At 45.2% G+C, this 25,569-nt stretch carries 23 protein-coding genes; 12 read left to right on the forward strand and 11 right to left on the reverse strand.

The window, feature by feature from the left end; all coding sequences use genetic code 11:
• Positions 1-341 precede the first annotated feature (341 nt).
• The 3 genes from JMY03_RS10895 to JMY03_RS10905 form a co-directional block, all read right to left on the reverse strand.
• Positions 342-809, reverse strand: coding sequence for a hypothetical protein (locus JMY03_RS10895; RefSeq protein ID WP_201603685.1), 468 nt, complete (start codon positions 807-809; stop codon positions 342-344).
• Between the two features lie 133 nt (positions 810-942).
• A complete protein-coding gene (gene lnt, locus JMY03_RS10900; protein WP_201603686.1) occupies positions 943-2,520 on the reverse strand; it encodes an apolipoprotein N-acyltransferase in 1,578 nt (525 codons plus the stop codon).
• Positions 2,521-2,721: 201 nt separating this feature from the next.
• A complete protein-coding gene (locus tag JMY03_RS10905) occupies positions 2,722-3,621 on the reverse strand; it encodes a CBS domain-containing protein (RefSeq protein WP_201603687.1) in 900 nt (299 codons plus the stop codon).
• Positions 3,622-3,919: 298 nt separating this feature from the next.
• Here JMY03_RS10905 and JMY03_RS10910 point away from each other — a divergent pair, with 298 nt between their 5' ends.
• A complete protein-coding gene (locus JMY03_RS10910) occupies positions 3,920-5,194 on the forward strand; it encodes an Lnb N-terminal periplasmic domain-containing protein (RefSeq protein ID WP_201603688.1) in 1,275 nt (424 codons plus the stop codon).
• Positions 5,195-5,222: 28 nt separating this feature from the next.
• Here JMY03_RS10910 and JMY03_RS10915 read toward each other — a convergent pair whose 3' ends face one another.
• Positions 5,223-6,041 (reverse strand): hypothetical protein, encoded by an 819-nt coding sequence (locus JMY03_RS10915; protein ID WP_201603689.1) that lies wholly within the window; start codon positions 6,039-6,041, stop codon positions 5,223-5,225.
• A 44-nt stretch (positions 6,042-6,085) separates the two neighbouring features.
• Positions 6,086-6,571 carry a YcgN family cysteine cluster protein gene (locus JMY03_RS10920; protein ID WP_390880367.1) on the reverse strand — a complete coding sequence of 162 codons (486 nt, stop codon included), beginning with the start codon at positions 6,569-6,571 and terminating at the stop codon, positions 6,086-6,088.
• Positions 6,572-6,835: 264 nt separating this feature from the next.
• On the opposite strand from JMY03_RS10920, the gene JMY03_RS10925 reads away from it, so the two are divergent.
• The 5 genes from JMY03_RS10925 to mutY all read left to right on the forward strand — a co-directional run bounded on the left by JMY03_RS10925 (position 6,836) and on the right by mutY (position 10,824).
• Positions 6,836-7,573, forward strand: a complete 738-nt coding sequence (locus tag JMY03_RS10925) for a dienelactone hydrolase family protein (RefSeq protein ID WP_201603692.1) — start codon at positions 6,836-6,838, stop codon at positions 7,571-7,573.
• Between the two features lie 268 nt (positions 7,574-7,841).
• Entirely contained in the window at positions 7,842-8,795 is a 954-nt protein-coding gene (ylqF, locus tag JMY03_RS10930; RefSeq protein ID WP_201603694.1) for a ribosome biogenesis GTPase YlqF, read from the forward strand.
• A 91-nt stretch (positions 8,796-8,886) separates the two neighbouring features.
• Entirely contained in the window at positions 8,887-9,270 is a 384-nt protein-coding gene (locus JMY03_RS10935) for a hypothetical protein (RefSeq protein ID WP_201603696.1), read from the forward strand.
• 50 nt (positions 9,271-9,320) lie between these two features.
• Positions 9,321-9,467 carry a DUF4357 domain-containing protein gene (locus JMY03_RS10940; RefSeq protein ID WP_201603698.1) on the forward strand — a complete coding sequence of 49 codons (147 nt, stop codon included), beginning with the start codon at positions 9,321-9,323 and terminating at the stop codon, positions 9,465-9,467.
• A gap of 139 nt (positions 9,468-9,606) precedes the next feature.
• Positions 9,607-10,824, forward strand: a complete 1,218-nt coding sequence (mutY, locus tag JMY03_RS10945; RefSeq protein ID WP_201603700.1) for an A/G-specific adenine glycosylase — start codon at positions 9,607-9,609, stop codon at positions 10,822-10,824.
• 88 nt (positions 10,825-10,912) lie between these two features.
• Here mutY and JMY03_RS10950 read toward each other — a convergent pair whose 3' ends face one another.
• Both JMY03_RS10950 and rapA read right to left on the reverse strand, forming a co-directional pair.
• A complete protein-coding gene (locus tag JMY03_RS10950; protein ID WP_201603983.1) occupies positions 10,913-11,815 on the reverse strand; it encodes an acyl-CoA thioesterase in 903 nt (300 codons plus the stop codon).
• A gap of 323 nt (positions 11,816-12,138) precedes the next feature.
• Positions 12,139-15,039: an RNA polymerase-associated protein RapA gene (gene rapA / locus JMY03_RS10955; protein ID WP_201603702.1), complete on the reverse strand. Its 2,901-nt coding sequence runs from the start codon at positions 15,037-15,039 to the stop codon at positions 12,139-12,141.
• A 298-nt stretch (positions 15,040-15,337) separates the two neighbouring features.
• On the opposite strand from rapA, the gene JMY03_RS10960 reads away from it, so the two are divergent.
• Positions 15,338-16,330 carry an NAD(P)-dependent oxidoreductase gene (locus JMY03_RS10960; RefSeq protein ID WP_201603704.1) on the forward strand — a complete coding sequence of 331 codons (993 nt, stop codon included), beginning with the start codon at positions 15,338-15,340 and terminating at the stop codon, positions 16,328-16,330.
• Between the two features lie 9 nt (positions 16,331-16,339).
• Positions 16,340-17,284, forward strand: coding sequence for a D-2-hydroxyacid dehydrogenase (locus tag JMY03_RS10965; protein WP_201603706.1), 945 nt, complete (start codon positions 16,340-16,342; stop codon positions 17,282-17,284).
• Between the two features lie 8 nt (positions 17,285-17,292).
• Here the strand turns inward: JMY03_RS10965 and JMY03_RS10970 are convergent, their stop codons facing one another.
• Both JMY03_RS10970 and JMY03_RS10975 read right to left on the reverse strand, forming a co-directional pair.
• The gene (locus JMY03_RS10970) at positions 17,293-18,936 is read right to left on the reverse strand and encodes a flavin-containing monooxygenase (RefSeq protein ID WP_201603709.1); all 1,644 of its coding nucleotides are present in this window, start codon (positions 18,934-18,936) and stop codon (positions 17,293-17,295) included.
• Positions 18,937-18,966: 30 nt separating this feature from the next.
• Positions 18,967-19,737 (reverse strand): RluA family pseudouridine synthase, encoded by a 771-nt coding sequence (locus JMY03_RS10975; protein ID WP_201603710.1) that lies wholly within the window; start codon positions 19,735-19,737, stop codon positions 18,967-18,969.
• Positions 19,738-20,095: 358 nt separating this feature from the next.
• Here JMY03_RS10975 and trxA point away from each other — a divergent pair, with 358 nt between their 5' ends.
• From trxA to JMY03_RS10990, 3 genes are all read left to right on the forward strand, one after another.
• Positions 20,096-20,422 (forward strand): thioredoxin, encoded by a 327-nt coding sequence (trxA, locus tag JMY03_RS10980; RefSeq protein ID WP_201603712.1) that lies wholly within the window; start codon positions 20,096-20,098, stop codon positions 20,420-20,422.
• Between the two features lie 514 nt (positions 20,423-20,936).
• Positions 20,937-22,208: a transcription termination factor Rho gene (gene rho / locus JMY03_RS10985; RefSeq protein WP_025646036.1), complete on the forward strand. Its 1,272-nt coding sequence runs from the start codon at positions 20,937-20,939 to the stop codon at positions 22,206-22,208.
• A gap of 404 nt (positions 22,209-22,612) precedes the next feature.
• On the forward strand, positions 22,613-22,852 hold the full coding sequence (locus JMY03_RS10990; RefSeq protein ID WP_025646038.1) for a hypothetical protein: 240 nt from the start codon (positions 22,613-22,615) through the stop codon (positions 22,850-22,852).
• Positions 22,853-23,049: 197 nt separating this feature from the next.
• Here the strand turns inward: JMY03_RS10990 and ypfJ are convergent, their stop codons facing one another.
• Positions 23,050-23,937, reverse strand: coding sequence for a KPN_02809 family neutral zinc metallopeptidase (ypfJ, locus tag JMY03_RS10995; RefSeq protein ID WP_201603713.1), 888 nt, complete (start codon positions 23,935-23,937; stop codon positions 23,050-23,052).
• A 636-nt stretch (positions 23,938-24,573) separates the two neighbouring features.
• Between ypfJ and JMY03_RS11000 the strand changes: the two genes are divergently transcribed.
• A complete protein-coding gene (locus tag JMY03_RS11000) occupies positions 24,574-24,915 on the forward strand; it encodes a hypothetical protein (RefSeq protein ID WP_201603714.1) in 342 nt (113 codons plus the stop codon).
• 301 nt (positions 24,916-25,216) lie between these two features.
• On the opposite strand, the gene JMY03_RS11005 is transcribed toward JMY03_RS11000, so the two are convergent.
• Positions 25,217-25,516, reverse strand: coding sequence for an integration host factor subunit alpha (locus tag JMY03_RS11005; protein ID WP_201559483.1), 300 nt, complete (start codon positions 25,514-25,516; stop codon positions 25,217-25,219).
• Positions 25,517-25,569: the final 53 nt, after the last annotated feature.

The following is a 25,569-nucleotide window of genomic DNA, read 5'->3' on the forward strand; positions in this document are numbered from 1 at the left end:
TCTATTCCTTCAAAAAGCACTCTATATATAACGAAGTGATTAATAATGACGACTAATGGTCATATAAGCGCAATATTGTTTCATTTGTATAAATTCGAGTAAACAAGTCATTGCTCAATAATTACACAAATACCCACAAAAAAACCCTGCTCTCATCGAAGAACAGGGCATTATGCAAGCTTGTATCTCAGTAGTAAGGCGTACTTTTGATAAGGCTGATGATCGGTTGTACCGAAACAGATCCACTCAGCAGCGTTATCGATATTGGCAGCGTTTGTTATAAACGTGCTGACTCATTTATCATCATAAATGATTAAAGTATAAATGACGATAACTTGGCTTTACTCGGCAGCAGTCTCTTCAGCATCAACAGTAGCGTCGGCATCGCCATCGGCTTGTTCTGCAGTCAAGTCTGCATCAGCTGCCGCTGCTTGGTCTACCGTGCCATCAGCAGTCGCGGTAGCTGAACCGGTAGCGATAACAGCATCATTACTACTAGGAGTCGGCGTAGTCGTTGCATCAGCAGCCGTATCCGCCGCGGCCTCTCCAGCGCCAATACTAGCATCGGCATTATCAGTTGCGACTGGCTCAGCGACTGTTGCCTCTTCTGTGTCGGCTTCAGCTGCAATCACTGCCGCTTCATCAGCTGCGACTGACTCTTCAGTAGGCTCAGCAGTAATATGCTCACCCGCTGGGCGCAAAAATGCAGAAATACCAATGAGTAACACGATGCCTAAAAATAAGCCAATGCCGCCTAAGGCAAATAGCAACTCTTTTTTTGGATTGTTATTAACAACATGCTCTGACATAGCTTATCTACCTTACAACAAAGAATATGTGAAATATTGAGCTATTATATCGCAATTTATAGCGGTTTGTTAAATCCCTTAACCAATTAAAGGTATTATTACTAGTCAGACCGTTCATTTTTATCTGACTTGACTAACTACGCTTGGGCCGCGTCCTAGTGATCGAGCGCTTACTGGCGAAACTTAGGCCCAATAATAACGCTATAATTATTAAAATAGGATAATGACCGACCACCATAAAAGGGGTGTTGCCCACGCGCGCTTGGACATCGCCGCGCAGTACTGTACGCTCAAACTGCGGTGCGCGCTCAACGATTTGCCCTCTATGATTGATGATGGCGGTCACGCCTGTATTGGTCGCGCGCATAAACCAACGGCCGTTTTCTAGCGAGCGCATTTGTACCATCTGTAGATGCTGTAGCGGGCCTGCTGAAGTCCCAAACCAAGCGTCGTTAGATATCGTCAATAAAAAATCTGTGCCAATAGCATTGCGGCGCGTGGTATCTGGATAAGCGACCTCATAACAGACCGCGGCGCCTAAGTCGTGCCCACGGACTTGCAATGGCGACTGCTGAGGACCGCCGCGGCTATAGCTCAATATCTCTTGGCTACCAGCAAGACTGGGCAAAATATCGAGCATCCCCTGAAACGGAATATACTCACCAAACGGTACTAAGCGCTGCTTTTTATACATGCCCTGCGCGTCGCTGCCAAGCGCGATTACACTATTATAAAACGGCGGATAGCTCTGCGTCGCTGGATCAAAAGCGGCCTCATCCTTATAAGGAATGCCGGTCACCCAAGTGGTATCGGTCTCCTTAGCCATTTTTACCATTTCACTGATAAAGCCTACCGCCTCAGTCTGAAACATCGGAATAGACGACTCCGGCCAAATCACAAGATCGCGGCCCCACTCATCACGCGTCAATCCGGCATAAATCTTCAAAGTCTCAAACTGATACTCAGTCAGCCACTTCATATCTTGCGGAATGTTACCCTGAATCAAGGACACCGACAGATCTGGGGTACCTTTAGGTTTAGTCCATTGCGGATTAATCAGCCATAAGCCAACACTTAATAACAATAATACCGATGACACGATAAGGTAACCGGCGCGGCGACGCATCAGCTCGACAGCACTTGCCGCGAGCAATACTGCCACAAAAGAGACAGCAAACACGCCAGCTACTGGCGCCAACGAGGATAGCCAGTACTGCTCGGTAAAGGCGTAACCTAAGAATAGCCAAGGAAAACCGGTAAATAACCAAGTCTTCAGCCACTCTTGTAAGATCCAAAGCGCCGCAAACGAGAAAGGCTGACGACCAACGAAGCGATTAAATATCAGCGCTAAGAAGCCATGAAACAGCCCCATCCCCAAACCCATCAACGCAATCAAAATCAGTGCCAGCCATGTCGGCGTCTCACTATAGTCATTGATAGAGGTAAATAACCAAAAGGCACCAACGCACCACAGCCCAGTACCATAAGCTTCACCGATAATAAAAGCACGTTTGCCGCTCATCTTTGGCAATAGAAGCGCATACAAAATCGCTGGCGAGACAAAAGCAATCGGCCAAAAGCCGTAAGGCGCGAGCGCAAATATAAATATCGCTCCTGCCAAAGCGGCAATGATAGCGGTAAGTCCAAGTGGTATCTGATAAGCCTGTTTGGGCTTTAAACGCTTTTGTAAATCATCAGTAGACAGACGCATAGCAAATTATCCAAGTTCTAAATTTTTAAGCCTATGATGAGAGGCTATCAATGACGGTTGTAAATTAAATGGGCTCATAATAACAGCCTGTCATCATAAAAGGGTAAAAAAGCAAAAAACACGACCGCAATCGTGTTTTTTAAACGACAAAAGAAGCGCTTAGCTTGCGCCCTTTATCGCTAATGGCTGCCTGCATTAACGCTAATGGCTACCTATGAGGATATGAGAGTCGGCGTTGGTTTTGGTCACTTCAAGATCATTAATAGAGCGGCCATCGACATCGGTGATAGTAATCTGCCAATCATCGATAGTGACGCTCTCGCCTTCTAAGTCGCTGACGTATCCCAGCGCTTGCATCACAAGTCCGCCCATCGTATCGACGTCCGTATCGTCGAAGTGACTACCTAGCTCATCGTTACAGTCCTCAATCACGGTAGAGGCTTGCACCCGCCAAGTATTTGGCTTTTCTGGATGTGCGACAATATTATTAATGTCGCTATCTTCATCGAAATCATCATGCTCATCGACGATATCACCAACGATTTCCTCTAACAAATCTTCCATAGTCACGACGCCTGCGAAGTTACCAAAGTCATCGACGACGATTGCCATATGCACCTGCGTACGCTGTAAGGAGCGCAGTAAGGTATCAGAGCGCGAGGTCTCAGTAATATATAAGGGCTGACGCACTAGATCTTTGAGACGCTTACTATCGATTTTCTCTTCTTGGTCCCGCATCATATGCACTAAGATAGGGATTAAATCTTTGGCTAATAAAATACCAATAACCGCATCATCATCTTGGCTGTCAAATACAGGGTAGCGTGAGTGGGTGGTCTCAAGAATAATATCCATGACCTCTTTGAGGCTCGTGCTTTCGTGCAGGCCTATCACTTGCGGGCGCGGGGTCATAATCTCGCGCACTTGCGTCGCTGGTAGATCTAATACGCCTTCTAACATATCAACCGTATCAGGCTCTAAGAACTGGCGCGACTGCTGCACCAAGCTGATCAATTCATCGCGGGTTTCAGGAGCGGTCGATAGCCAGCGTTTTAAGCCGCGCATCGACCAACTACTCGGACTGGGAGCATCATCAGACATAGTGATGTGAGTTAACCTCTTAAGTTCATGGACAGGGAAATAATGGCTATTTAAGTGACTGCTATTACAATTACTAATAGCAAAACAGCGACTACAAAATTTTTACTCAACCGAGTATACATGGGGATAAAATTGTAAATAAAAACAACGATTCGGCGATAGCATAAAACACTAGCCTATTTAGCTTCACTTTATCCCAAGGTAAAGCGACATTCAACGACAAATTTATCCAAATTGTACTGTCAGTGTGTTATAAACTTTGCTATGGTCAAAGCCTTCATTTACGTAGTTCACTCTTATGTCTCGTCGCTCCTTTTTCTCTCGGCTATTAGCGCCGCGTCGCCAAACTCATGGCGATACAAATACCAAAACTTTGGCTAATCCTACAAGCTGGCTATATCGTATCTTGCGCTTTTTTATCGTCGTGGCCTTAATGCTGTCGGCACTTTGGCTATTATTAGCGCTTTGGTATCAGTTCGGTACGTTCAGCCCTATTACTTGGCTGGCAAGTGTCTTTATCGTGGGTCTTTTAGCCTCGATAACGATGCTAGAGTACGCTCCAACACTGGCAAATAAAATCATTAATAAGACGCTTAGAACCAAAAAACTAAGTAAATTTTTGGCTATGTTATATAGCGGGCTCTGGCTAGTAGGCGTCGGCTGGTATTTTTCTATCGAGGCCAAAAGCGATCGCGACTGGCAGCCAGAAGTTAGCGAGGTGCTGTCCTACACTCGTAATGCTAATAATCCTAATCTGATTACCTTTTATAAGGTGCGTAACTTTGATTGGTATCTTGCAGAGAAAGAGACTGACGGCGCTGCAGAGATTTTAGCGAACGAGCGCTGGGAGACGCGTACGGTAGATATGTCAAAGTTATCAGGCATTGATGTGACCAACTCATATTGGATGGGGCCGCTGATTGCGCATACTTTAGTGAGCTTTCGCTTTGAGGATGATAGACCGCTCGCTTTTTCCTTTGAGATTCGTAAAGAAGACGATGAGTCTTTTTCTGCTTTTGCTGGGTTTTTTCGGCGCTTTGAGCTCAGTCTTATCGCTAGCGAGGAGCGTGATATTATCTATACGCGGAGTAATGCTCGCGGCGAGCAAGTTTACTTATTTCCGATCAGTCATCTGCAAAAGCACGAGGTTAAGGCACTGTTTGAGTCTTATCTAAAAGCTGCTGATGAGCTAGTGGCTAAGCCGTCTTGGTACAATACTTTTACCACGAACTGTACCAATATTATATTTTATATGGCGCGTATCGTCAGTGGTGAGCGGCTGCCGTGGGATTATCGAATTTGGGTCTCTGGTTGGTTACCAAACTATCTATATGATGTCGGCATGCTGGACGCTGCGCCTGAAAAGCAAAACCAGCCTTGGTCGATGGATACGTGGTATGAGCGCACCCATATTAATCCAAAATCTATGGGCTTCAATAACCTGCACTCTATAGCCAATAGCTATGAGTTCTCTCGGCAAATTCGTCAAGATATTCCGATACCACCACTGGCTGATTCAAAAATAGCGGCTGAGAATGGTGCTCAGTCAATGGCTGTTGTTTCTAATGAATAAAGGATTTAATGAAGGGTTGGTTGACGTATTACTTTCTATAAGAGTACGTCGCTACATTAATCTTTAGAGCTACTTGATACCCAATGATACTCGTTAGCTCAGCTTCTATAAGTTGACGTTCAGTCTCATTTGGCAGTTTGGAGGGATGAAATGATATGAAAATATCAACCGAATTTTTAACTGGATCATAATGAGTCATCCACGTATGTGGATAGCGTTTTAATATCTTAGGGGTTGCATCTGCTATAAGTTGATTAATTTGCACTAAGGTTTTGTCACTAATAGGATAAATGTAAATGGGTAATGAGTAGTCTACTGACCCTGAGTGCTTAAACTTATAAACGTAGCGTTCTGCTAGTACATTATTTAAAGTGGTCACCCCTACTCGAAACTCATTAGGATCGTCATTAATGTAATACGACATTAATGACGCCTCGCCCAAATCCTCCTCAACAGCATTCATAACTTTAGAACTTAAACTCATTAACCTCAGTCTTCGTCTAGCTTCAGTGACAGATACCTTAAACTCTCTAGCATAAGATAAATCATTTGGGTCGCTATCTTCCCAGTTTAAGTCATTATGAGACAGTAGCTCCTCTACTGACTTATTCTGATAAGCCTGCCCAGCAAGTTCTTCTACATTTTGCCAATCAACTGAGATAAAAGGTTGTTGTTTAGCTGTCATAGCATCATGTTGAGTTGGAGTAATCACTATTTTTTGATTAAGCGTTTCTTGACTCATTGCTCTTTGACTATCAGAAGCTTTAAAAGACTCAATGTTTGAGCAGCCGCTTAATAATAAACCAGCTGAAATAATCAAATAAGCTCTCAACTCAGCTCGGTTCATATTTTATCCTTATATAAAAACGGTATATTTGCAAAAAATAAGCTTTAAGGCTGTACCCAATTAACCACGCGCGTTTCCATTTCTTCATCAGAGATGCCAACCTCAGAGATGCAGCGCCCCGCAACGCCTATATTTGCCGCGCGCATTTGCTGCTGAGTCGCTACGGCATCTTTCGTCAGTAATAGATGCCACTCTGGCAACGCCTGTCCTTTATACAGGCGCTTATAGGCGCAGTGCGATGGTAGCCACATCATCTTTGGCAATTTATCGATAGTCAATTGAATACAGTCGGGCACGTACTCTTGACGGCTCTCATAATGCTGACAGTAGCCCGTTTCACAGTTCATCAGCTGGCAGGCGACATCGGTATATTCAACCAACGCTTCGTCCACCTCGCCCTGCTCGTCCTCGTCGATATACTTAATCAAGCAGCAACAGCCGCAGCCATCGCACAGCGCTTCCCATTCGCTATGATTCAGCTCATCGAGGCGAAAGCGTGACCAAAACTGTGGGCGTAAAGTGTCTGCCACTTGCACACTGGCATTAGCGGCCAACTCTGCTTGCTGCTCGGCTTTGTTTTGATGTTTTGCTTTGGGGTTTGATAACACATTCAACCTCATAGACTCGCTATAGTTGCTAAAGTTTTCAATGAAAACCATTTTGATAAATTGCGTTACAGTATTATAGCTGTTTTTGTCCGCTATGGGCGTTAAGGTGGTTGAGTAGTGAAAAAGCAACCTCATAAATCACGCGATAAGTACAACTAACACTCACAACATAATAAGGACAATAATATGTCAATTAAGACTTTGGAATTAATCAGTACCACCGAAAACGGCGTTAAGCTGATCAGCTATGTCGCTCTTCCAGAAACAGCCACAAACGACAGTCCAGTACCTGGCATTCTAGTCGCCCCAGAATGGTGGGGCGTCGTAGATCATCCCAAGTCAGTGGCTGAACGTCTAGCCAAAGCGGGCTATGCAGCAGTCGCGATGGACGTTTATGGCGAAGGCAAACTGACCACAGAGGCGTCGATGGCAAATATGTGGATGGAACAAGTGCTCGCGGACCAAGACATGCTGATGAATCGTTGCCGTTTGATTTTGAATGACTTTGGCGATCAGCTAGGAGTAAATGGGGATAACTTAGGCGCTATTGGCTTTTGTTTCGGCGGTAAAGTCGTATTAGATATGGCGCGCGTTGGCATGCCGCTCAAGGCAGTTGCGACTTTTCATGGCAACCTAGCGCCTAAGCAAGCAGCCGATGACAAGTTCAATGCCAAAGTACTAGTCGCTCATGGCGGTGATGATAGTATGGTCTCTATGGACGCCGTTGAGGACTTCAAAAAAGAGATGGACAACGCTGGTGCTGACTATAGCGTCGATGTCTATGAGGGCGCTAAGCATGGCTTCACCAACCCGCATGCCGATGAGCGCGCTGCCAAAAATGATATCGACTTGGGCTACGACGAGAAAGCTGCGAATGACAGCTGGAATAAAATGCTAGACTTTATGAAAGCGAATCTAGGCTAATTGGACTTTTAAAGCCAATCATATAATACGCCGAAAAGCGGAGCATGCATGTCATGCTCCGCTTTTTTATGCTCTGCTTTTCACAAGGTAACGCCTTTTATAAAATATGACTTATCACCTACAACCGGCCAAAACCTATAGACTTACTTTAGCCTGACTCAGCTTCTCATTGTATAGTAAACTTAACGCCATTATAAAAACAAACCGCTAACAGCTTGGCTTAGCATTCCGTTTTAGAGAGTCATCAATTTAAAAAGGTAGTAAAACAATGGTCAAAGAGACGATTCAGTGGTTCCCCGGGCACATGAATAAAGCCCGTAACGAAGTCAAAGAAATCATGCCAGAGATGGATATTGTCATCGAAGTCATTGATGCACGTATTCCTTATAGCAGCGAGAACCCTATGGTTGCTGCTCTGCGCGGTCAAAAACCCGTGATCAAAATCCTTAATAAAGCTGACCTCGCCGACCCCGAGCGCACGCAAATATGGCTTGATCACTTTGAGGCGCAAAATGGTGTCAAAGCGATTGCTTTTGATGATAATAAAGCCGATGACGTCCATAAAATTATTGAGCTGTGCAAAAAAATGATGCCGGGTAAAGCAGAGTCCGGCCGGCAAATCAAAGCGATGATTATGGGTATTCCGAACGTTGGCAAATCAACCTTGATTAATACCTTAGCCGGTCGCTCGGTTGCAAAGACGGGCAACGAGCCTGCGGTCACCAAGTCACAGCAACTGATAAAACTCGATGGCGGCATTATGCTCTATGACACCCCCGGCATGCTCTGGCCAAAAGTTGAAAACGAACATTCAGGCTATCGCTTAGCGGCGACGGGCGGCATTCGTGATACTGCCTTTGACTTCGCCGATGTCGCAGGCTACACCGCAGAGTATTTGATCATTGATTATCCTGAACTACTAAAGTCGCGCTACAAAGTTGAAAATCTACCAACAACCGATTGGGAGTTTTTTGAAGTAGCGGGACGCAATCGCGGCCTACTCAAAAAAGGCGGTATCGTCGATACCTACCGCATGTCAGAGATACTCATCAATGAGCTGCGCAGTGGTACGCTCGGTCGCATCAGCCTTGAGACGCCTGAGATGATGGCAGCAGAAGAGAAAGTCGTGGCGGAACAGCGACTCGCTGCTGAAGCCAAAAAAGAAGCCAAGCTTGAGGAAAAGAGAATGCGTAAAAAGCGGGCTCGGAAGAATCGGAAGTAGGCTATATTTAATTATCAGTGACAAAATTGATAGCACTAAAGAGTTTTACTTGTGAGTCTTCAATTTTTTATAAAAAATAAGGATGTATAGAATGTTAAAAAAATTAATGCCACTACTTAGTCTGCTTATGATTAGCAGCTTTTCTTATGCAAATACAAATCTTCCATTTACGGGAGAACGTATTTTTAATTTTGAAGGCGGCAATGATAACAATGGATTGATTAAAATACAGAAGGATGGTGCTACTGATATCGCAATGTTTGGTAAGCGTTTTAGCTATACCGTTTATAGAGGTATGTATAGTGACTCAATGGCTTCAGATGAAGACGAAACCTATTTTAAAGTCATTGGAGATTCTATAATTAAGTTAGATAAAAATGGCAATATTGCTTATGGATGTGAAGCTACTCCAGACTATGATCTTGATGTTAATCTGTACGAAAGACCATGTATCTCAAAACTTTATAAAGATTAATCGCTATGGAATACTTACATTTTTAAAATTTTATTTTAATAAAGACGACTATGATTCCATCCGCTAAGACCATTCAAATCTATTTACCCAAAGGTAATCCTCGCGGAGCTAGCTCATTAGTCTCAGGACGCTCGACAAATGGCTGGATTGAATGGAAAAACGAAGCGGGTAAAACTTTAGACAGCGTTTACCGTTAGTCAAATACCTTTATATCGTGCCTAGTGAACCTCATATACGAATAGCTAAATTACCTTTAATATCAGCAAACTCTTCATTGTCGGTGTGCGAGGCGCACCCTACCTGCCAAGACTAGTTGACGACCTACAAGGAATACACTTGCCTACCAAATTTTCTCAATCTGCTTCAGCTCTAAACACCTTCGCACCCCGTCTATTAGACTGGTTCAAAACTGACGGACGCCACGACTTACCTTGGCAGCAGCACCAAACCGACACGCCCAATCCTTATATCGTTTGGCTGTCCGAAGTCATGCTGCAACAAACGCAAGTGACCACTGTACTGCCCTACTTTGCGCGTTTTATGGCGTCGTTTCCGACCGTGCAGGATTTAGCAGCAGCGGATTGGGAGGTGATCGCCGAGCACTGGGCAGGGATGGGCTACTATGCGCGGGCACGAAATTTGCACAAAGGCGCAAAGCAGTTGGTTGAGATAATCAATGAGACGGGCGACTATCCACAAACGTTAGTAGGTTGGGAGGCGATATCAGGCGTTGGGCCATCGACTGCTGGCGCAATTATGGCAATGGGGCTGCATAAATATGGCGTCATTTGCGATGGTAATGTCAAACGCGTACTGACACGCTGGGCAGCTATTGACGGTGATATCACCAAATCTGTCACCACCAAACAGCTTTGGGCTTTGGCAGAGCGGTTAACGCCAAAGGATAACTCAGGACTATTCGCACAAGCGATGATGGATATGGGCGCGACTTTATGCGTGCGCCGTAATCCTAACTGTCAGCTATGTCCATTAAAAGCCGATTGTTTGGCACACGCTGAGGGGCGCGAGACTGATTATCCGGTAAAGGCAAAGAAAAAGCCCAAGCCGAGCAAATTTAGCAATGCGCTTATTATTGAAAACGCACAAGGAGATATCCTCTGGCTACAGCGTCCTGACAATGGTATTTGGGGTGGCCTATGGAGCTTGCCATTACAATTTGTCGAAAAGGTAGAGGGTGATACTAATAGCAAAATCATGACTGGGACGCAAAACCTGAACGTCAGTAGCAATGAAAAAATCTACGAGAGCGAATTTACCACTTCTGAGCAAATCATTTATGAGTGGCTAATTGAGAATAAGTTGGTCGCCAAACCTGTTAGTAATACGTTACTTGATGATGCGCCTATTAAGCACTCACTGACTCATTTTCATTGGTATTTGCAGCCGCAAAGAGTGGTTGTTGATAATAAGCAGATTACAGAATTAAAAGATAGGTTAAACGCTGCCGATATAGAGTTTAAGTGGTTAGGGCAGCAAAAAGCGCGCGATAGTCTCGGTCTACCGCGCGCAATGATTAAGATTATTGAGGTTTGAAATTAAGCTCAACCGTAGGCTGGCGCTTTAGCCCAGCATCTTAAACTAGATGTTTAAAAAATCTATCTTTAATAAAGACTTCTGCCAACTAAGACTTTGGCACTCGCAGACGCATCAGCCCTTCTTGCTGCACGGTAGCGACGAGATTACCGTCTTGCCAAAACTGACCATGATTAAGACCTTTAGAGCTAGAAGTGGTGTCGCTCCACATATCATAGAGTAGCCAATCATTGAGATCGAACGGACGATGAAAATGCATGGAGTGATCGATACTCGCCGCTTGTAGGCCGCTAGTCATAAAGCTGACACCATGCGACATCAGCCCCGTACCCACTAAATAAAAGTCCGACGAAAACGCTAATAATGCCTGCTGAATAGCGACAGGCTGATTGCCAAGCTCGCGAATACGTAGCCAGTTGGCCTGCTTAGGTTTCATAGGCGTTGGGTTGATCGGATCGCGCGGTTTGACCGGTTTGATCTCGACATGACGACGACGCATAAACCGTGCTTTGAGCGCGTCTGGTACTTTGCCGACGTGCTCGTCTTTTAGCTCTTGCTCTGAAGCTAAGTCTTCTGGCGGCGGATACACTGGCATACTCTCTTGATATTCAAGCCCCTCCTCAGCAGGCGAGAACGACGCTATCATCGAAAATATCACTTGCTCTATAGGCTCTTTGCCTTTTACTTGCTTGTACTGAATCGCCGTCACCTCTCGCGCGGATAGGCTACGACCGTCTCGCAAGCGGCGCACTTGGTAGATGACAGGCTGCTTGATATCGCCGCCACGCAAAAAATACCCATGCAGTGAATGGCAAGGCTTGTCCTCATTCAAGGTGTGAGACGCTGCCATAATTGCTTGCGCGAGCACTTGTCCGCCAAAGATACGTGAGCCCACATAATCGTGGCTTGCGCCTTCAAAAACATCCGGGCTGAGTTCAGTGAGTGCGACTGTCGCTAACAGCTCGTCGATAAGTTGCGAGTTATCAAACATATCAGACATGACGCTTATTTTCCTTATTCTAATATTTCTACTAACAAACATTTTCGCTTTAGATGACAATACTTGTTAGTAAAAATGATCACTTTAGAAAGTTTATTAAAAGTTAAACATAGTAACCAATAACGAGATTTTTGACCAGTGATGTCATATGACTCAGCGGCTATTATGATGACTGTATCGCCTAAAAAATAGTCTCTGCCAGTTCCATAAATGGATTCTATACCGCTCCTTGGCTCTATTTTATTTCGTGCTAAACCTTAATACAAAAAAGAGGCGCTACTGAGCACCCCTTTTTATAATCCCGTCAGCTTAGACTAGGGCTTTACTGCCACCAAAATCCGGATAGAGTCAGGTACTAGCGATAGACTCGCTAGGGCCTGCTCGCCTTGGGCTTGCAGCTGCTCTAAGCGCTCAATCTCGCTGCTACGCACATTAGGATTGATGGTTTGTAAGTGCTTGAGACGCTTGATCTCACGTGACCACTGCTGAGTAAAGCGGCTATTTGCCTGCGCTCCTATTTCAGCCAGCTGTGCACGGGCGATATCTTCAGCGTCATAGTAGCGCTGCTCGATAACATCACCGCGCGCCTTAATCACTTGCCGCGCTCGATTGTTATCTAAACGCTCGATATGCGGCATAATCATCTCGGCGCTGATACGACTTGATAAATCGCCGCCCTGCTCACTCATAAACACCCGAATATTTTGTGTCGGCAAGGTTGCAGGCAGATTGAGTACTTTTGGCGCGATAGTCTCGACCCGAAAGTTAATCTCAAGCAGTACGGTGCCCTGCGGCATTGCGGCGCTCTTTAGCATACCGACAGTAGTATTACCAAAGGTGCTGGTGCTCGCCAGCTCATAGATAGCGCGCATCAAAGGATGCTCATGAGTAATAAAATCAATCTCTTCGCGCTGCAAAGCCAGCTTGCGCTCGAAGGTCAAGCTCATGCCATCTTCGCCGAGTGGTAAACTCTCCATATACTCATTGACTTCATTACTATCGATCGGCGCAATCACCCATGAGCCATCGCGCTGTACGCTATGATCGATATTCGCGGACGCCAAAAAACGCTCGACGAATTGCGGCAGTAGATTATGACTATCAAAATCCACCATCGCATTTTTGATACGCGAGGCCACCCGCGGACGGCACGAGTTATACTCAAGTAGGCGGTCGCGGCCTGCTTGTAGCTGAGCCTCTAAGCCTAAACGCGTCTGCTTCGCCTCAGCGATAACCGCTTGTAGCGCTTGCTGATTATCCGCGGTATCTGCGCCTTCTAACAGCGGCTTTAAGGTCTGAATATACTCCTCTTGCACGCTTTGCGCTGTTGGCGATATCTGATTGAATATATTGAGCGCGCTGTTATACCAGTGATACAGACGCTCTTGCGCCGTGCTCTCCACATAAGGCACATGCAGTGTAATCCGCTGCGTCTGGCCGATACGATCCAAGCGGCCAATGCGCTGCTCTAAAGTATCAGGATTGGCCGGTAAGTCCCAAAGTATCAGCTGGCTTGCAAATTGGAAGTTACGACCTTCTGAGCCAATCTCTGAGCACAGTAGTATTTGCGCCCCTTCTCTATCAGCAAAAAACGCCGCAGCTTGGTCACGCTCAAGCAGCGTCATCTGCTCAGTAAAGATAGCGGTCTTGATACCGGCATGCAAACGCAGTACCGCCTCTAAGCTCTCAACTGTCGCGCCACTACGGGCAATAAGTAATACTTTTTCTTGTTTCAGCTCGCCTTTTAAGATATCGATCAGCCAAGGCACGCGTGGGTCGTCTTCAAGCCAGCCACCATCGGGCTGATTTTCTTCGCCCCATAGCTGCTCGCGCAGTTTACCTGTGGTCTGATAGCTGTCTATCCAAGCCTCAGGCAGCGGCAATGGATGCGACTGACTGCTACGGCCGTAGAAGCCTTTGACACTTTCGCGCGTATTACGGAATAACACCCGCCCCGTCCCATGACGATCTAACAGCTCATTGAGGGCATAATTACGCAGCTTCTCATCTTCATTGATGTTTGCCAACTCCTCGGTGCTGATATCGAGTAGGCCGCTTAAAGCTTCAATCTGATTGGAGCTCAAAGGCTTATCTTCTATCAAGATATTGGCAACTGCCGCAGTTTCGGCAAAGGCATCTTGGGACTCAATAAACGCATCCAAATCATCGAAGCGATTGGGATCAAGCAGACGCAGACGGGCAAAATGACTTTGCGCGCCCAATTGCTCTGGCGTGGCAGTGAGTAGCATCACCCCTGGCGTTTCATTAGCAAAGTCAGCGACGAGCTCGTATTTATCATTGCCGCCTTGCGCCTCATCCCAATGCAAGTGATGCGCTTCATCGACGACAAGCAGATCAAACCCAGCTTCTATGGCTTGCTCATACAGATCATCATGATCAAGCAACAAGTCCATACCGGCGATGATACATTGCTCAGTAGCAAAGACGTTTTGTTCAGGGTCGTGCTCTTTTATCGCCGCCGTACGCACCAGATCAAATAGCGCAAAGTTTAGATTAAAACGGCGACGCAGCTCAATCATCCACTGATACTGCAAACTATCGGGCACGAGTATCAATACGCGCTCAGCCTTACCGGTAAGCAGCTGCTGATGGATAATAAGACCGGCTTCGATAGTTTTGCCCAATCCCACCTCGTCAGCGAGCAGGACGCGCGGCGCAAGGCGCTTACCCACTTCATGGGCGATATAGAGCTGATGCTCAATGATATCGACGCGCGCGCCCATGAGACCTTTGAGCGGATGACCGGCCAATGCCGACTGCATACGCAAGATATCTTGGCGCAGATCATACCAGTCACTACGCTCAATACGGCCAGCCAGCAAGCGCTCAAGGGGCTTAGCGAGCGTAATATTCGCCGCCAAGCGCGTCTCCATAATAGGTTTAACCTCCACCCCTTGCTCATCATCTTCGACGCTGTACTTAAGTACGCCCATTACCTCATCGACGCCGGTAACGGTATAGTTATTACCCTGCTGATCAGCGATGCTATCACCGATTTTGAATACCACGCGCGAGAGCGGAGCAGAGTTTTTGGCATAGACGCGCGTCTCTTCGCTTTGCGGAAACAAAATGTGCACGCAGCGATCATCGACGTCGATCACCACACCTAAACCAAGCTCAGACTCGGTATCAGATAAATAACGTTGACCAACAGCGAATTCGCTACTGAGTAATGAGGCGGCAGAAATAGTCATAGGGCGGTATCTTTTTGTACTTAAATGATAAAAATAGAAGATGAAAGTAGTCACACTATAGATAATGAGCAACAAGCAACGTCGCTGCAAAGTCGCACTATTATATAGCGTTAGCGGTTAGATGGTTGCGCTAATTGTGTTTTTCAAGAGCTTATCACCCAGCCGTTATTTTAGGATTTACATTCTGCTCGCTGCGGTCTTCGCTTTAGTAGGTTGGTTTTGCTTTTTGCTACGGCATGCTACATTAGAGGCTTATAAAATAACGACTACTCATAACTAAAACTAAAAAGGACTCTCTATGAAAGCGGTACTACTCGACGAAGCCAGATTTTTAGAAGGTCTTGAGCTATCCAAGCCTGCAAAGGTCAGCGAATACGTCACCTTTGATAAAACGCCGCAAGACAATAAAGTAATCATTGAGCGCTGCCAAGATGCCGACATCATGATCTGCGGCACCCTGAGGATCGAACGCGAAGTGATTGAGGCGCTCCCTAATCTCAAACTCATACAACTGAGCTCAAGTGGTATGAACACCATAGACCAAGAGGCCTGCAAGGAAAATAAGGTTGGGCTATACAATGCTTCTGCTTTTGCTGCTAAAAGCGTTCCTGAGCACACCTTTATGCTGATGTTAAATGCGCTACGTGCTGGCATTCATTATCATCAAAAGGTCGCTGATGGCAGTTGGCGTAAAGATCGCAGCTCACAGATTAACCAAGCACCGATGATTGATGTCGAGGGGCAAACCTTAGGCATCATTGGCGTAGGTACCATTGGTAAGCGCGTAAGTGAGCTTGCACAAGCGTTTGGCATGACCGTACTATGGGCTGAACATCAAGGCGTCGAGCCCCGCAGCGACGATTATACTGATTTTGAGACTGTGCTTGCCGCCGCCGATGTTATCAGCCTACATTGTCCGCTCACACCAGAGACTAAACATCTAATTAATAAAGACACCTTAGCCAAAATGAGCAAACAGCCGCTGATCGTCAATGTAGCACGCGGCGCAGTAGTCGACTCTAAGGCTATGGCACAAGCGATAGAAGATCAGCAAGTACTCGGTTACGCAACCGATGTCTTTGAAAAAGAACCCATCGCCGCAGACGATCCTTTACTTAAACTGGCAGAGCAGCAGCATCCGCGAGTTATCTTTAGCCCGCACGTGGCGTCAGGCAGCAAGAACGCGCATCATAAATTATGGCAGATTGTCCAAGAGCAAATTAACACCTTTATTAATAACACCGATGAAAAATCAAATGATAGCTCCAGTAATCATAAGAAAAATAAGTAAGGAGGCAGTATGAAAGCGGTATTTTTGGATAGAGGCACGTTTTCTCAGGACTTAGACTTGCCAGCGCCAGCAGGAGTCACCGATTATGTTGTCTACAGCGATAGCCCAGAGGATACTCAAACTATAGTCGAACGTTGCCAAGATGCAGACATTATCTTTACCAATAAGATTAAGATTAGCGCTGAGGCGATTAGTAATCTGCCCAAGCTAAAGCTGATTCAATTGACAGCGACTGGCATGAATAACGTTGACAGCGACGCTTGCGATAAGCATGGGGTGACGCTATATAACGTCGCAGGTTACGCGGTCAAAAGTGTGCCAGAGCATACCTTTATGCTGATGACTATGGCGATGCGCGCTGCTATCCACTACCATCAAAAGGTCATTGATGGCTCTTGGTCTGATGACGGTGGCTTTTGCCTATTAGATGTACCACTGATCGATTTGGAAGATAAAACGTTAGGCATTATTGGCGTTGGCACTATCGGTAAACGAGTGACCCAGATTGCCCGCGCTTATGGCATGACCGTGTTGTGGGCGGAACATCAAGGCCAAACGCCGCGCAATGAGGATTATACCGCTTTCGATGAGGTGCTAGCCCGCTCCGATGTCATCAGCTTACATTGCCCCTTAAACGAGGACACCAAACACTTAATTAATAAAGACACTTTGGCAAAAATGCAAAAGCAGCCTTTAATAGTCAATGTCGCACGCGGCGGTATTGTCGACAGCCAAGCGCTAACCAATGCTGTGAATAATGAGCAGATATTAGGCTATGCCAGCGACGTCTTTGAAGCTGAGCCTATCACTGAGGACGATCCGCTGCTTAGCCTAAAAGATCATCCGCGCGTTATCTTTAGTCCGCATAATGCCTGGGGTAGCGAGAGCGCGCAGCTGACGCTATGGCGGATACTGAGCAAGCAAGTCAGCGCGTTTATTGATAAAACAGGCTAAGGTTAAAACTAGCGCGTAAAATACAGCCACTTATCAGCAATTTTGCGGTGTTTAAGCATCATGCGGTCGAGCAGATAGTTATTCATTACTCGCCATGGATAGCGATCGCCTTGTTTAGGTAGCACCTTGCTTGCGCGCGCCACATACCCTGACGACAAAGCTCCCATTACGGTATCCTTTTGTGTTTGCGCGGTCTCAGTGGCGGTTTGCGCGCTTGCTACAGCCACCTGATAATCATGCTTATTCATATAGCTGATCAATCGCAATACGTACTGACAGGCGATGTCTATCTTTAGCGTCCATGACGCATTGGTATAGCCAAATAACACTGCCATGTTAGGTACGCCCTCGAGCAATACCGCTTTGTAGGTCATGCGCTTGCCTATCGCAACCTCTTCTTCATCAACGACTAACTTAGCACCGCCTAGTACCTGCAAATTCAACCCAGTTGCTGTGACGATGATATCAGCGCCCAACTGCTGACCTGACTTTAGTAAAACCCCTGTCTCGGTAAAGCGCTCTATCTCATCAGTTACAATATCTGCCTGCCCGCTTTGTAGCACCTTAAAAAAGTCACTATCAGGCACGGCGCAAACGCGTTGATCCCACGGATTATAATCAGGCGAAAAATGTTTGATATCGATATCGCTACCTTTGAGCTCTTTTTTGACGCCATAGCTCATTAAGGCTTTCATCAGTTTTGGTGCATAGAGTGAGGCGCGATAAGTCGCTTGTTGCATCAGCACATTGCGGGCACGCACTATTTTGTAAGCTTGCGGTTTGGATAAAGGCGAGAGCTTGCCTGAGAGATTTCCTATCGCATAATCATCGGCGGCGACGCTAGCAATGTACGAAGGCGAGCGCTGTAACATAGTCACCTGACTGGCAGTCTGCCCCTCAGTCTCATCTAGCAGAGCTGGCAGCAGCGTCACCGCCGTGGCACCACTACCGATGATAAGCACTTTTTTATCTTGATAGTCGACGTCCTGCCATTGCTGCGGATGCACAATCTGACCCTTAAAGTCTTCTTCCCTCTCGAAGTGCGGTCGATAACCCTGATCAAAGTCATAATAGCCCGTAGCGCCGACGATGAAGCTCGCGGTTAAGGTTACAGTCTCATCAGTTTCATGGTTTTTGACCGTTGCCGTCCACTGTCGCTCGGCACTTGACCAAGATAACTGCTTAACTTCATGGCGATAGCGAATGTGCTTTGTGACATCAAATTCATTCGCCGTATCTGCCAGATAGCTTTTGATATCTTCGCCTTTGGCAAGCATTCTGTGATCGAGCCAAGGCCGAAAGCTATAGCCAAAGGTTAGCGCATCAGAGTCGGAGCGAATACCAGGATAGTTAAACAAGTCCCACGTGCCGCCTAAGTCAGCGCGCTTTTCTAGCACGATAAAGCGCTCAGCACTATTGGACTTTTGGTGATTGGTGTTGCGCCCAAAGATAGTCTTATTGTGCGACTGCTGCAAACGGCTCGCCATGCCGATACCTGCGATGCCCGCACCGATGATAAGCATCTCGCAGTCCACCTGCTGAGCGCCATTAGCCTGATGAGCTGAAGACGGGGCTGATGAGGCATCACGGCCGCTTAAGCGTTTTTTAATAGTGTCTTTTATCGCTTTTTTAGTTGTCCGTATATCGATCATTCCCATTCTCCTTATGCAAACTGGCCTATATTAAAAAGGCGTCGGACTCTCCCAGTCCATCCAAGCTTCTAGCACCGGATGTTTTAAGCGCAGCTGCTGGGCATGTAAGTTAAGCCGCGGCGCAATCGTCAGCGCCGATCCTTCAGCATAAATCGGATCGCCGATGATCACATGACCCATGTGCACCATGTGTACTCGTAGCTGATGACTGCGACCCGTGACAGGCTTTAGGGCGACGCGGGTTACCATTTGCGGCTGGTCTGCCTGCGTAACAGCGCTATGCTCTAAAGATTGCGCACCGGCGCCTTGAGCATTGAGACACTCATGCGCGAGCACTTCATAATGAGTCAAGGCCTGCTTTGGCCAATTCGGATCAACGATATGACGCGGTTTGAGCGTTGGCTCATAACGCACGGGCGCAGATATCTTACCTGTGTCTCCTACTTGTTGCCACTGCCCAAACACGCGAGCTTGATAGAGCTTTTGCGGCAGACGCTCGATGAACTGCTTACTGATATGGGTTTGCGCCGCCGCATTTTTGGCAAATATAAGCAGTCCTGAGGTATCCATATCGAGTCGATGAATAAGCTTAACGTTTGGATTCACCTTCTCAAGCCTAGCAAGCAAACTTACCTTTAAGGTTTTTCCATCGACGCTCAACAGCCCTGCAGGCTTATCAACCACCCAGATATCATCGTCCTCAAAGACCGTTATCGTTTTAGCGAAATCTTGAAAAAACGCTAGCGGGTGATTTTGTTCTTGCTCGTTAAGAGCGTTAGTTTCTTCTTCAGTAAAGAGCATAATTGAGCTTATTATAAAATAGGGGTAGCGAGCACTAACTATAGAACAGTAGATCACACTACTGGTAATAGGCAGATGCTATTGATAGATTCTGCGCTGTTGTTTTATGTTGCGATTGATTGTACTAATATTAATTGTTAAGCATTTTAACGAGCCGAGCGCTATTAAGATTTAGCAGATATGTTACTATATCGATATTCATTCATTGGTATTAGGGTATTAGCGTTAGTCATCACCTTTAATATATCATCTTTAATAACGGTACGACTAACCCTTGTATAGCCTTGATTGGTTTTATCATAAGGTTATATTTTATCCAAGAATAAAATTTTAAACTTAATAAAAAGAGAGACATATTATGTCAGATTTAATCGTCAACACCACCGATAGCGACTTTGATAAAGACGTACTACAAGCTGACACGCTTGTGTTAGTAGACTTTTGGGCGACTTGGTGTGGTCCTTGCAAATCTATCGCACCTATCTTAGAAGATTTGGCTACCGATTATGAAGGCAAAGTCAAAATCGTCAAAGTTGATGTTGATAATAACCCACAAGCTGCTAGCCGTTTCGGTATTCGCAACATTCCAACACTATTTGTCTTCAAAGACGGCGAAAAAGTAGATTCAGTTATGGGCCTACAGCCAAAAGCAGAATTGGCTAAAGTTTTAGATAAGCATCTATAAACTGAGCCAAAATAGCACAGTAATAATAAGTTGATCACTGATTGCTTATGCTTCAAAAAAGCCATTATCTATAACAGATAATGGCTTTTTGCTGACTTTTTGCACAAATAAATCGATTAGCGACTTTTTTTAACAAAAATAATTGACAACCCCCTATCTATAACCGTATAGTCTGCTGACAAGAGTAATACAACCGTTTTTCATAAGCGTCTTGTCGCAAGTCTCCTCGTGTTTGTTACTGCAAAACACAACTATCATTATTAAGCACCATTACCAACTATAATTACTGATATTGAGCTTTTATCGAAGACTCTTATGTCACCTTCTTTATATCCATTGTGAGCGTCCCTATTGTAATATCCTACGATTGGCGCTGAGCTGATATAAAAATCCAAGACAATATAAACCTAATGCTTTGCACACCTTCTACTCATACTCAATACTGTTTGAACCAATGTCGTGGGTTGTGCTGCTTATGACCTCTCTCGCCTGATAACCTGCTAATGACTTTCCTATGAATTTAACTGAATTAAAGAAAAAATCAATCTCTGAGCTCTTGGCTATTGCCAAAGAAATGGGGCTCGATAATATGGCGCGTAGCCGTAAGCAAGACATTATCTTTGCTATATTAAAGACCCATGCGCGTAATGGCGAAGCCATCTATGGCGACGGCGTATTAGAAGTCCTACCAGATGGTTTCGGGTTTTTACGCTCATCAGAAGGCTCTTATTTGGCCGGTCCTGATGATATTTATGTTAGCCCTAGCCAAATCCGCCGTTTTAGTCTCAAAACAGGTGACAGCATTGCGGGTACTATTCGCCCGCCAAAAGACTCTGAGCGCTATTTTGCGCTACTAAAAGTCGGTGAGATTAACTTTGACACCCCAGATCGCTCGCGTCATAAGCTTATCTTTGAGAATTTAACCCCTCTCTTCCCTACTGAGCAATTAAAATTAGAGTTAGGTAATGGCACTACTGAGGATCTGACCGGCCGTATTATCGATCTGATCGCCCCTATTGGTAAAGGTCAACGCTCCATTATCGTCGCCCCGCCAAAAGCCGGTAAAACGATGCTGCTGCAGACGATGGCGCAGTCGATCACTCGCAATAACCCTGAGTGCTATTTGATTGTACTCTTGATTGATGAGCGTCCTGAAGAAGTCACCGAGATGGAGCGTACTGTGCGCGGTGAAGTGGTTGCCTCTACCTTTGATGAGCCGCCGCAGCGTCACGTACAAGTGGCGGACATGGTCATCGAAAAAGCCAAACGTCTGGTCGAGCACAAGCAAGACGTGGTTATCTTGCTCGACTCTATCACACGACTTGCCCGCGCTTATAACACAGTGATGCCATCATCCGGTAAAGTCTTGACCGGTGGCCTGGATGCCAATGCGCTTGAGCGCCCCAAACGCTTCTTTGGCGCGGCACGTAACGTAGAAGAAGGCGGCAGTTTAACCATTATTGCTAGTGCCCTTATCGATACCGGCAGTAAGATGGACAGCGTTATCTTTGAGGAATTCAAAGGTACGGGTAACCAAGAGATCACCCTTGAGCGTGATTTGGCCGAAAAACGCGTTTTCCCGGCCATTAATATCAAAAAATCTGGCACTCGCCGCGAAGAGCGTTTGCTTGATGAAGATAAATTACGCAAAGTCTGGATACTGCGTAAACTCTTGCAGCCAATGGATGGGGTGCAAGCCACTGAGTTCTTACTTGAGCGCCTAAAAGAGGCGAAGACCAACGATGAGTTCTTTGAACAAATGAATCGTAAATCTAAAGTCAACTAGCCTAACCGTTGTGTTTAAACAAGATCACTTTATAGTGGTCTTTTTTAGTTTAGGCGATACCTTTTATCCATTTAGATAGCACTAGCTTATTATTAGCAGAAGAATCATCGTACAAACCGTTAGCTTACTACAGCTCATCTGACAAGTAGGTTTAGTCAAAGTCGTACTAAGGAAACAGCATAGACACATCGCTTACACCTCAGATGTAAACAATAGCGTATTCAATACGACTAAATTTTATAATCAGCGTACTATGAGCAGTAGTACAAGTGTATTTCTTCTGTATTGATCTTTATTGATAATTGCTATATCGATGGTTATCCACTTTATTATTGGTATAAGATAATAATACCAATTAGTGATAAGAAAATATTGATCAATTTTACAATTTAATAGGTGATGATATGAAATTTGCTAAAACTTTTGCAATGACTGCGATTACAAGCTCAGCGTTAATTATGACAGGTTGTAATACTGCCGGTTACAACAGTGGCTTGAGTAATACTGCTAAAGGCGCTACTGCTGGTGCAGCCGCTGGCGCTCTTATTAGAAGTGGCGGCGATAGTAAAGATATCGCTCGCGGCGCACTTGGCGGTGCGGCAATTGGCGGTGCTGGTGCTTATATTCTTGAAAACAGCAGATAGTCATATAGCTGTTGTCAGTTCTGCTACTGTCATAAATTAATGACAATACAGCTCGAACAAAAAAGCCTACCTGATAAAAGGTAGGCTTTTTTATTGCTCATTAACAATAACGCTTAGCTTATAATTAACGCTTCTCTTTATCCAGATTCTTTAAATAACAGAGCTTTATAAAGAGAAGTACTGCTAGATATTACCCGTTACAGAGCACCGCTGAAAGTATCGCAAGATTGCACATTACCGCTTTCAAGGCCACGAGTGAACCAATCCACGCGCTGTTGACTGGTACCATGGGTGAAACTATCTGGCGTTGCCGCGCGGCCGCTGGCCTGTGCTAGACGATCATCGCCTATTTGTCCGGCAGCGTTAATCGCCTCATCGATATCCCCTGGCTCTAGAAACTGTACTCGTTGCTGATTGCGATTCGCCCATACCCCTGCAAAACAATCAGCTTGCAGCTCTTGTAAGACAGACAGATGATTGCCTTGTGCTTGTGTCACTTGCTGGCGAGCTTGATTCACTTGTTGACTGATACCCAGTAACGTCTGCACATGATGGCCTACTTCATGTGAGATAACATAAGCTTGGGCAAAATCACCCGCTCTTCCCTGATTCTCTTGGTCGCCAGAGCCTTGTTGGTCGCCACTGATCCCTAGATTTTGACGCATCTCAGTGAAGAAGGAAGTATCCAAATAAATAGTTTGATCTCCTGGACAATAAAAAGGCCCAGTTGCGGAAGTCGCGCTACCACAAGCGGAGCTAACTTGACCATTAAATAGTACCAATGAAGGCTCTTGATAGGTTTTTCCACCTTCATTAAATATCTGTCCCCAAACCTCTTCGGTGTCCGCTAACACCACTTGCACAAATTGGGTATCACGGTCATCACCAGTTGCGACCTCAGTTGCCGAACTGCCGCCGCCGCCCGTGACGACTTGACCCGTTTGTAGCGCGGTCATAGGGTTGACGCCAAACACTAGCCACAAAATACCCGCGATGATAATACCACCAATACCGCCCCCTATCATTTTACCGCCGCCGCTACTCGTGCGCACGTTCGTACTGCCTCTTCTTCCTCTCCACTTCATAATTGCTATCCTCTATATAAATCATTTATTTATTTTATAACTAATCAATAAAGCTAAAGGTTAACTTATTTCTTGAACTACAAAACCGCAACAGAACTTCAAACCTTGAAACGATATTTGCTTTTCTTTAATAGTACAATCTTTACAGATACAGACCATATAGAGTTAGTCTGAATTTAGGTTACTTATTGTATTTTGTATCGCTAACTGGACTTGTATATCAGGATAATATCGAACATCGAAGCCTATTTTATATTTAATAACGGTTGTAAGCTCATTTAAAAACGAGATTTAGCTTGGTTTTTATATTGATCAGTCTTTATATTGAGTAATAAATCAATATCGTCGTTTTTATCACTTTATACGAAGAAGGACAGTAGAATAAGATTTGTAAATATTGTTTACATTTTTATTGCTCATTACTCACATAAAGTCTTTTCATTCGCAAAAAAAGAGTATAGAATGCGGGGAAGCTGAGTAGCTGTGACCATTGACGGTTGAATATAAAGATACTTAAATATAAAGATACTTAGATACTTAGATACTTAGATACTTATAAGTATCTGGTTTTAAGTGTCTATTGTATTCAGCCTTTTATTATAGCTAACATACTATTTCATTTTCTGGAGAAACATTATGGATATTAAATTACTTGCCCTAGCTGGTATCATGACTGCAACTTTTGGCTTAACCGCTTGTGACAGCAACAAAGAAAATGCTGTTGATGACTTACAAGACGCGCAAGAAGAAGTGCAAGATGCACAAGAAGAGCTAAATGATGCTGCTGCTGATGGCGAAATTGTTACTGCTGATGCAGCACAAGCTGTAGATGCTGCTGAAGCTGACATCGCTGATGCTGCTGCTTCTATCGAAACTGAAGATGACGCACTGGACATGGACCCTACTGTGGTTGAGCCTGTTGTTGTTGATCCAACAGCTGTAGACGCTGCTGATGAAGTTGTGGTTGTTGAAGAGTAAGCTCAGTAGTTTATTACACTTGTAATGAATCTTGACTAATAAAAAAGAGAGCCTTGGCTCTCTTTTTTTTGGCTACTATTTGGTATTTTAACGAACCACTCTTTTAACCAAAAATACTACTTATTTATATCATTCTCAACTCATAAACTTGTCATTAGCTATAAACAAGGGCTCAGAGCTATTATAAGAATAGTAAAGCTCTTACATCGAGCTGACTAAGACTTGCTTCAATAGCATAATGGAGCCGAAAGTTTGAGTCGACTATTATCAAGATCAATAAAATAGCACTCAAAATCGAGACTTAAGCTTCAAATAAACGCTCATCGACTTTTTGGCGAAATTTTTGGCCAGTTTTGAAAGTGACCACTCGGCGCGCGGATACGGCTACGGGCTCGCCGGTTTTTGGGTTGCGGCCTGGGCGACTGCTTTTGTCTTTGAGCTCAAAGTTACCGAAACCTGAAAGCTTAACTTCCTTACCATCAATCAAACTCTCAGACAACTCATCAAAGAAATTTTCGACCAGACAGCGGCCTTCTTGACGGCTTAGGCCTAGATGATCCATTAAATGTTCAATCATATCTGACTTTGTTAAGGTACTCACAGTGCAACTCCTGATTGGTGCGGTAGGCTCCCTTGAATACTATAGTACAGTGA

It is taken from the genome of Psychrobacter submarinus (assembly GCF_904846685.1).
GTDB lineage: Bacteria > Pseudomonadota > Gammaproteobacteria > Pseudomonadales > Moraxellaceae > Psychrobacter > Psychrobacter submarinus.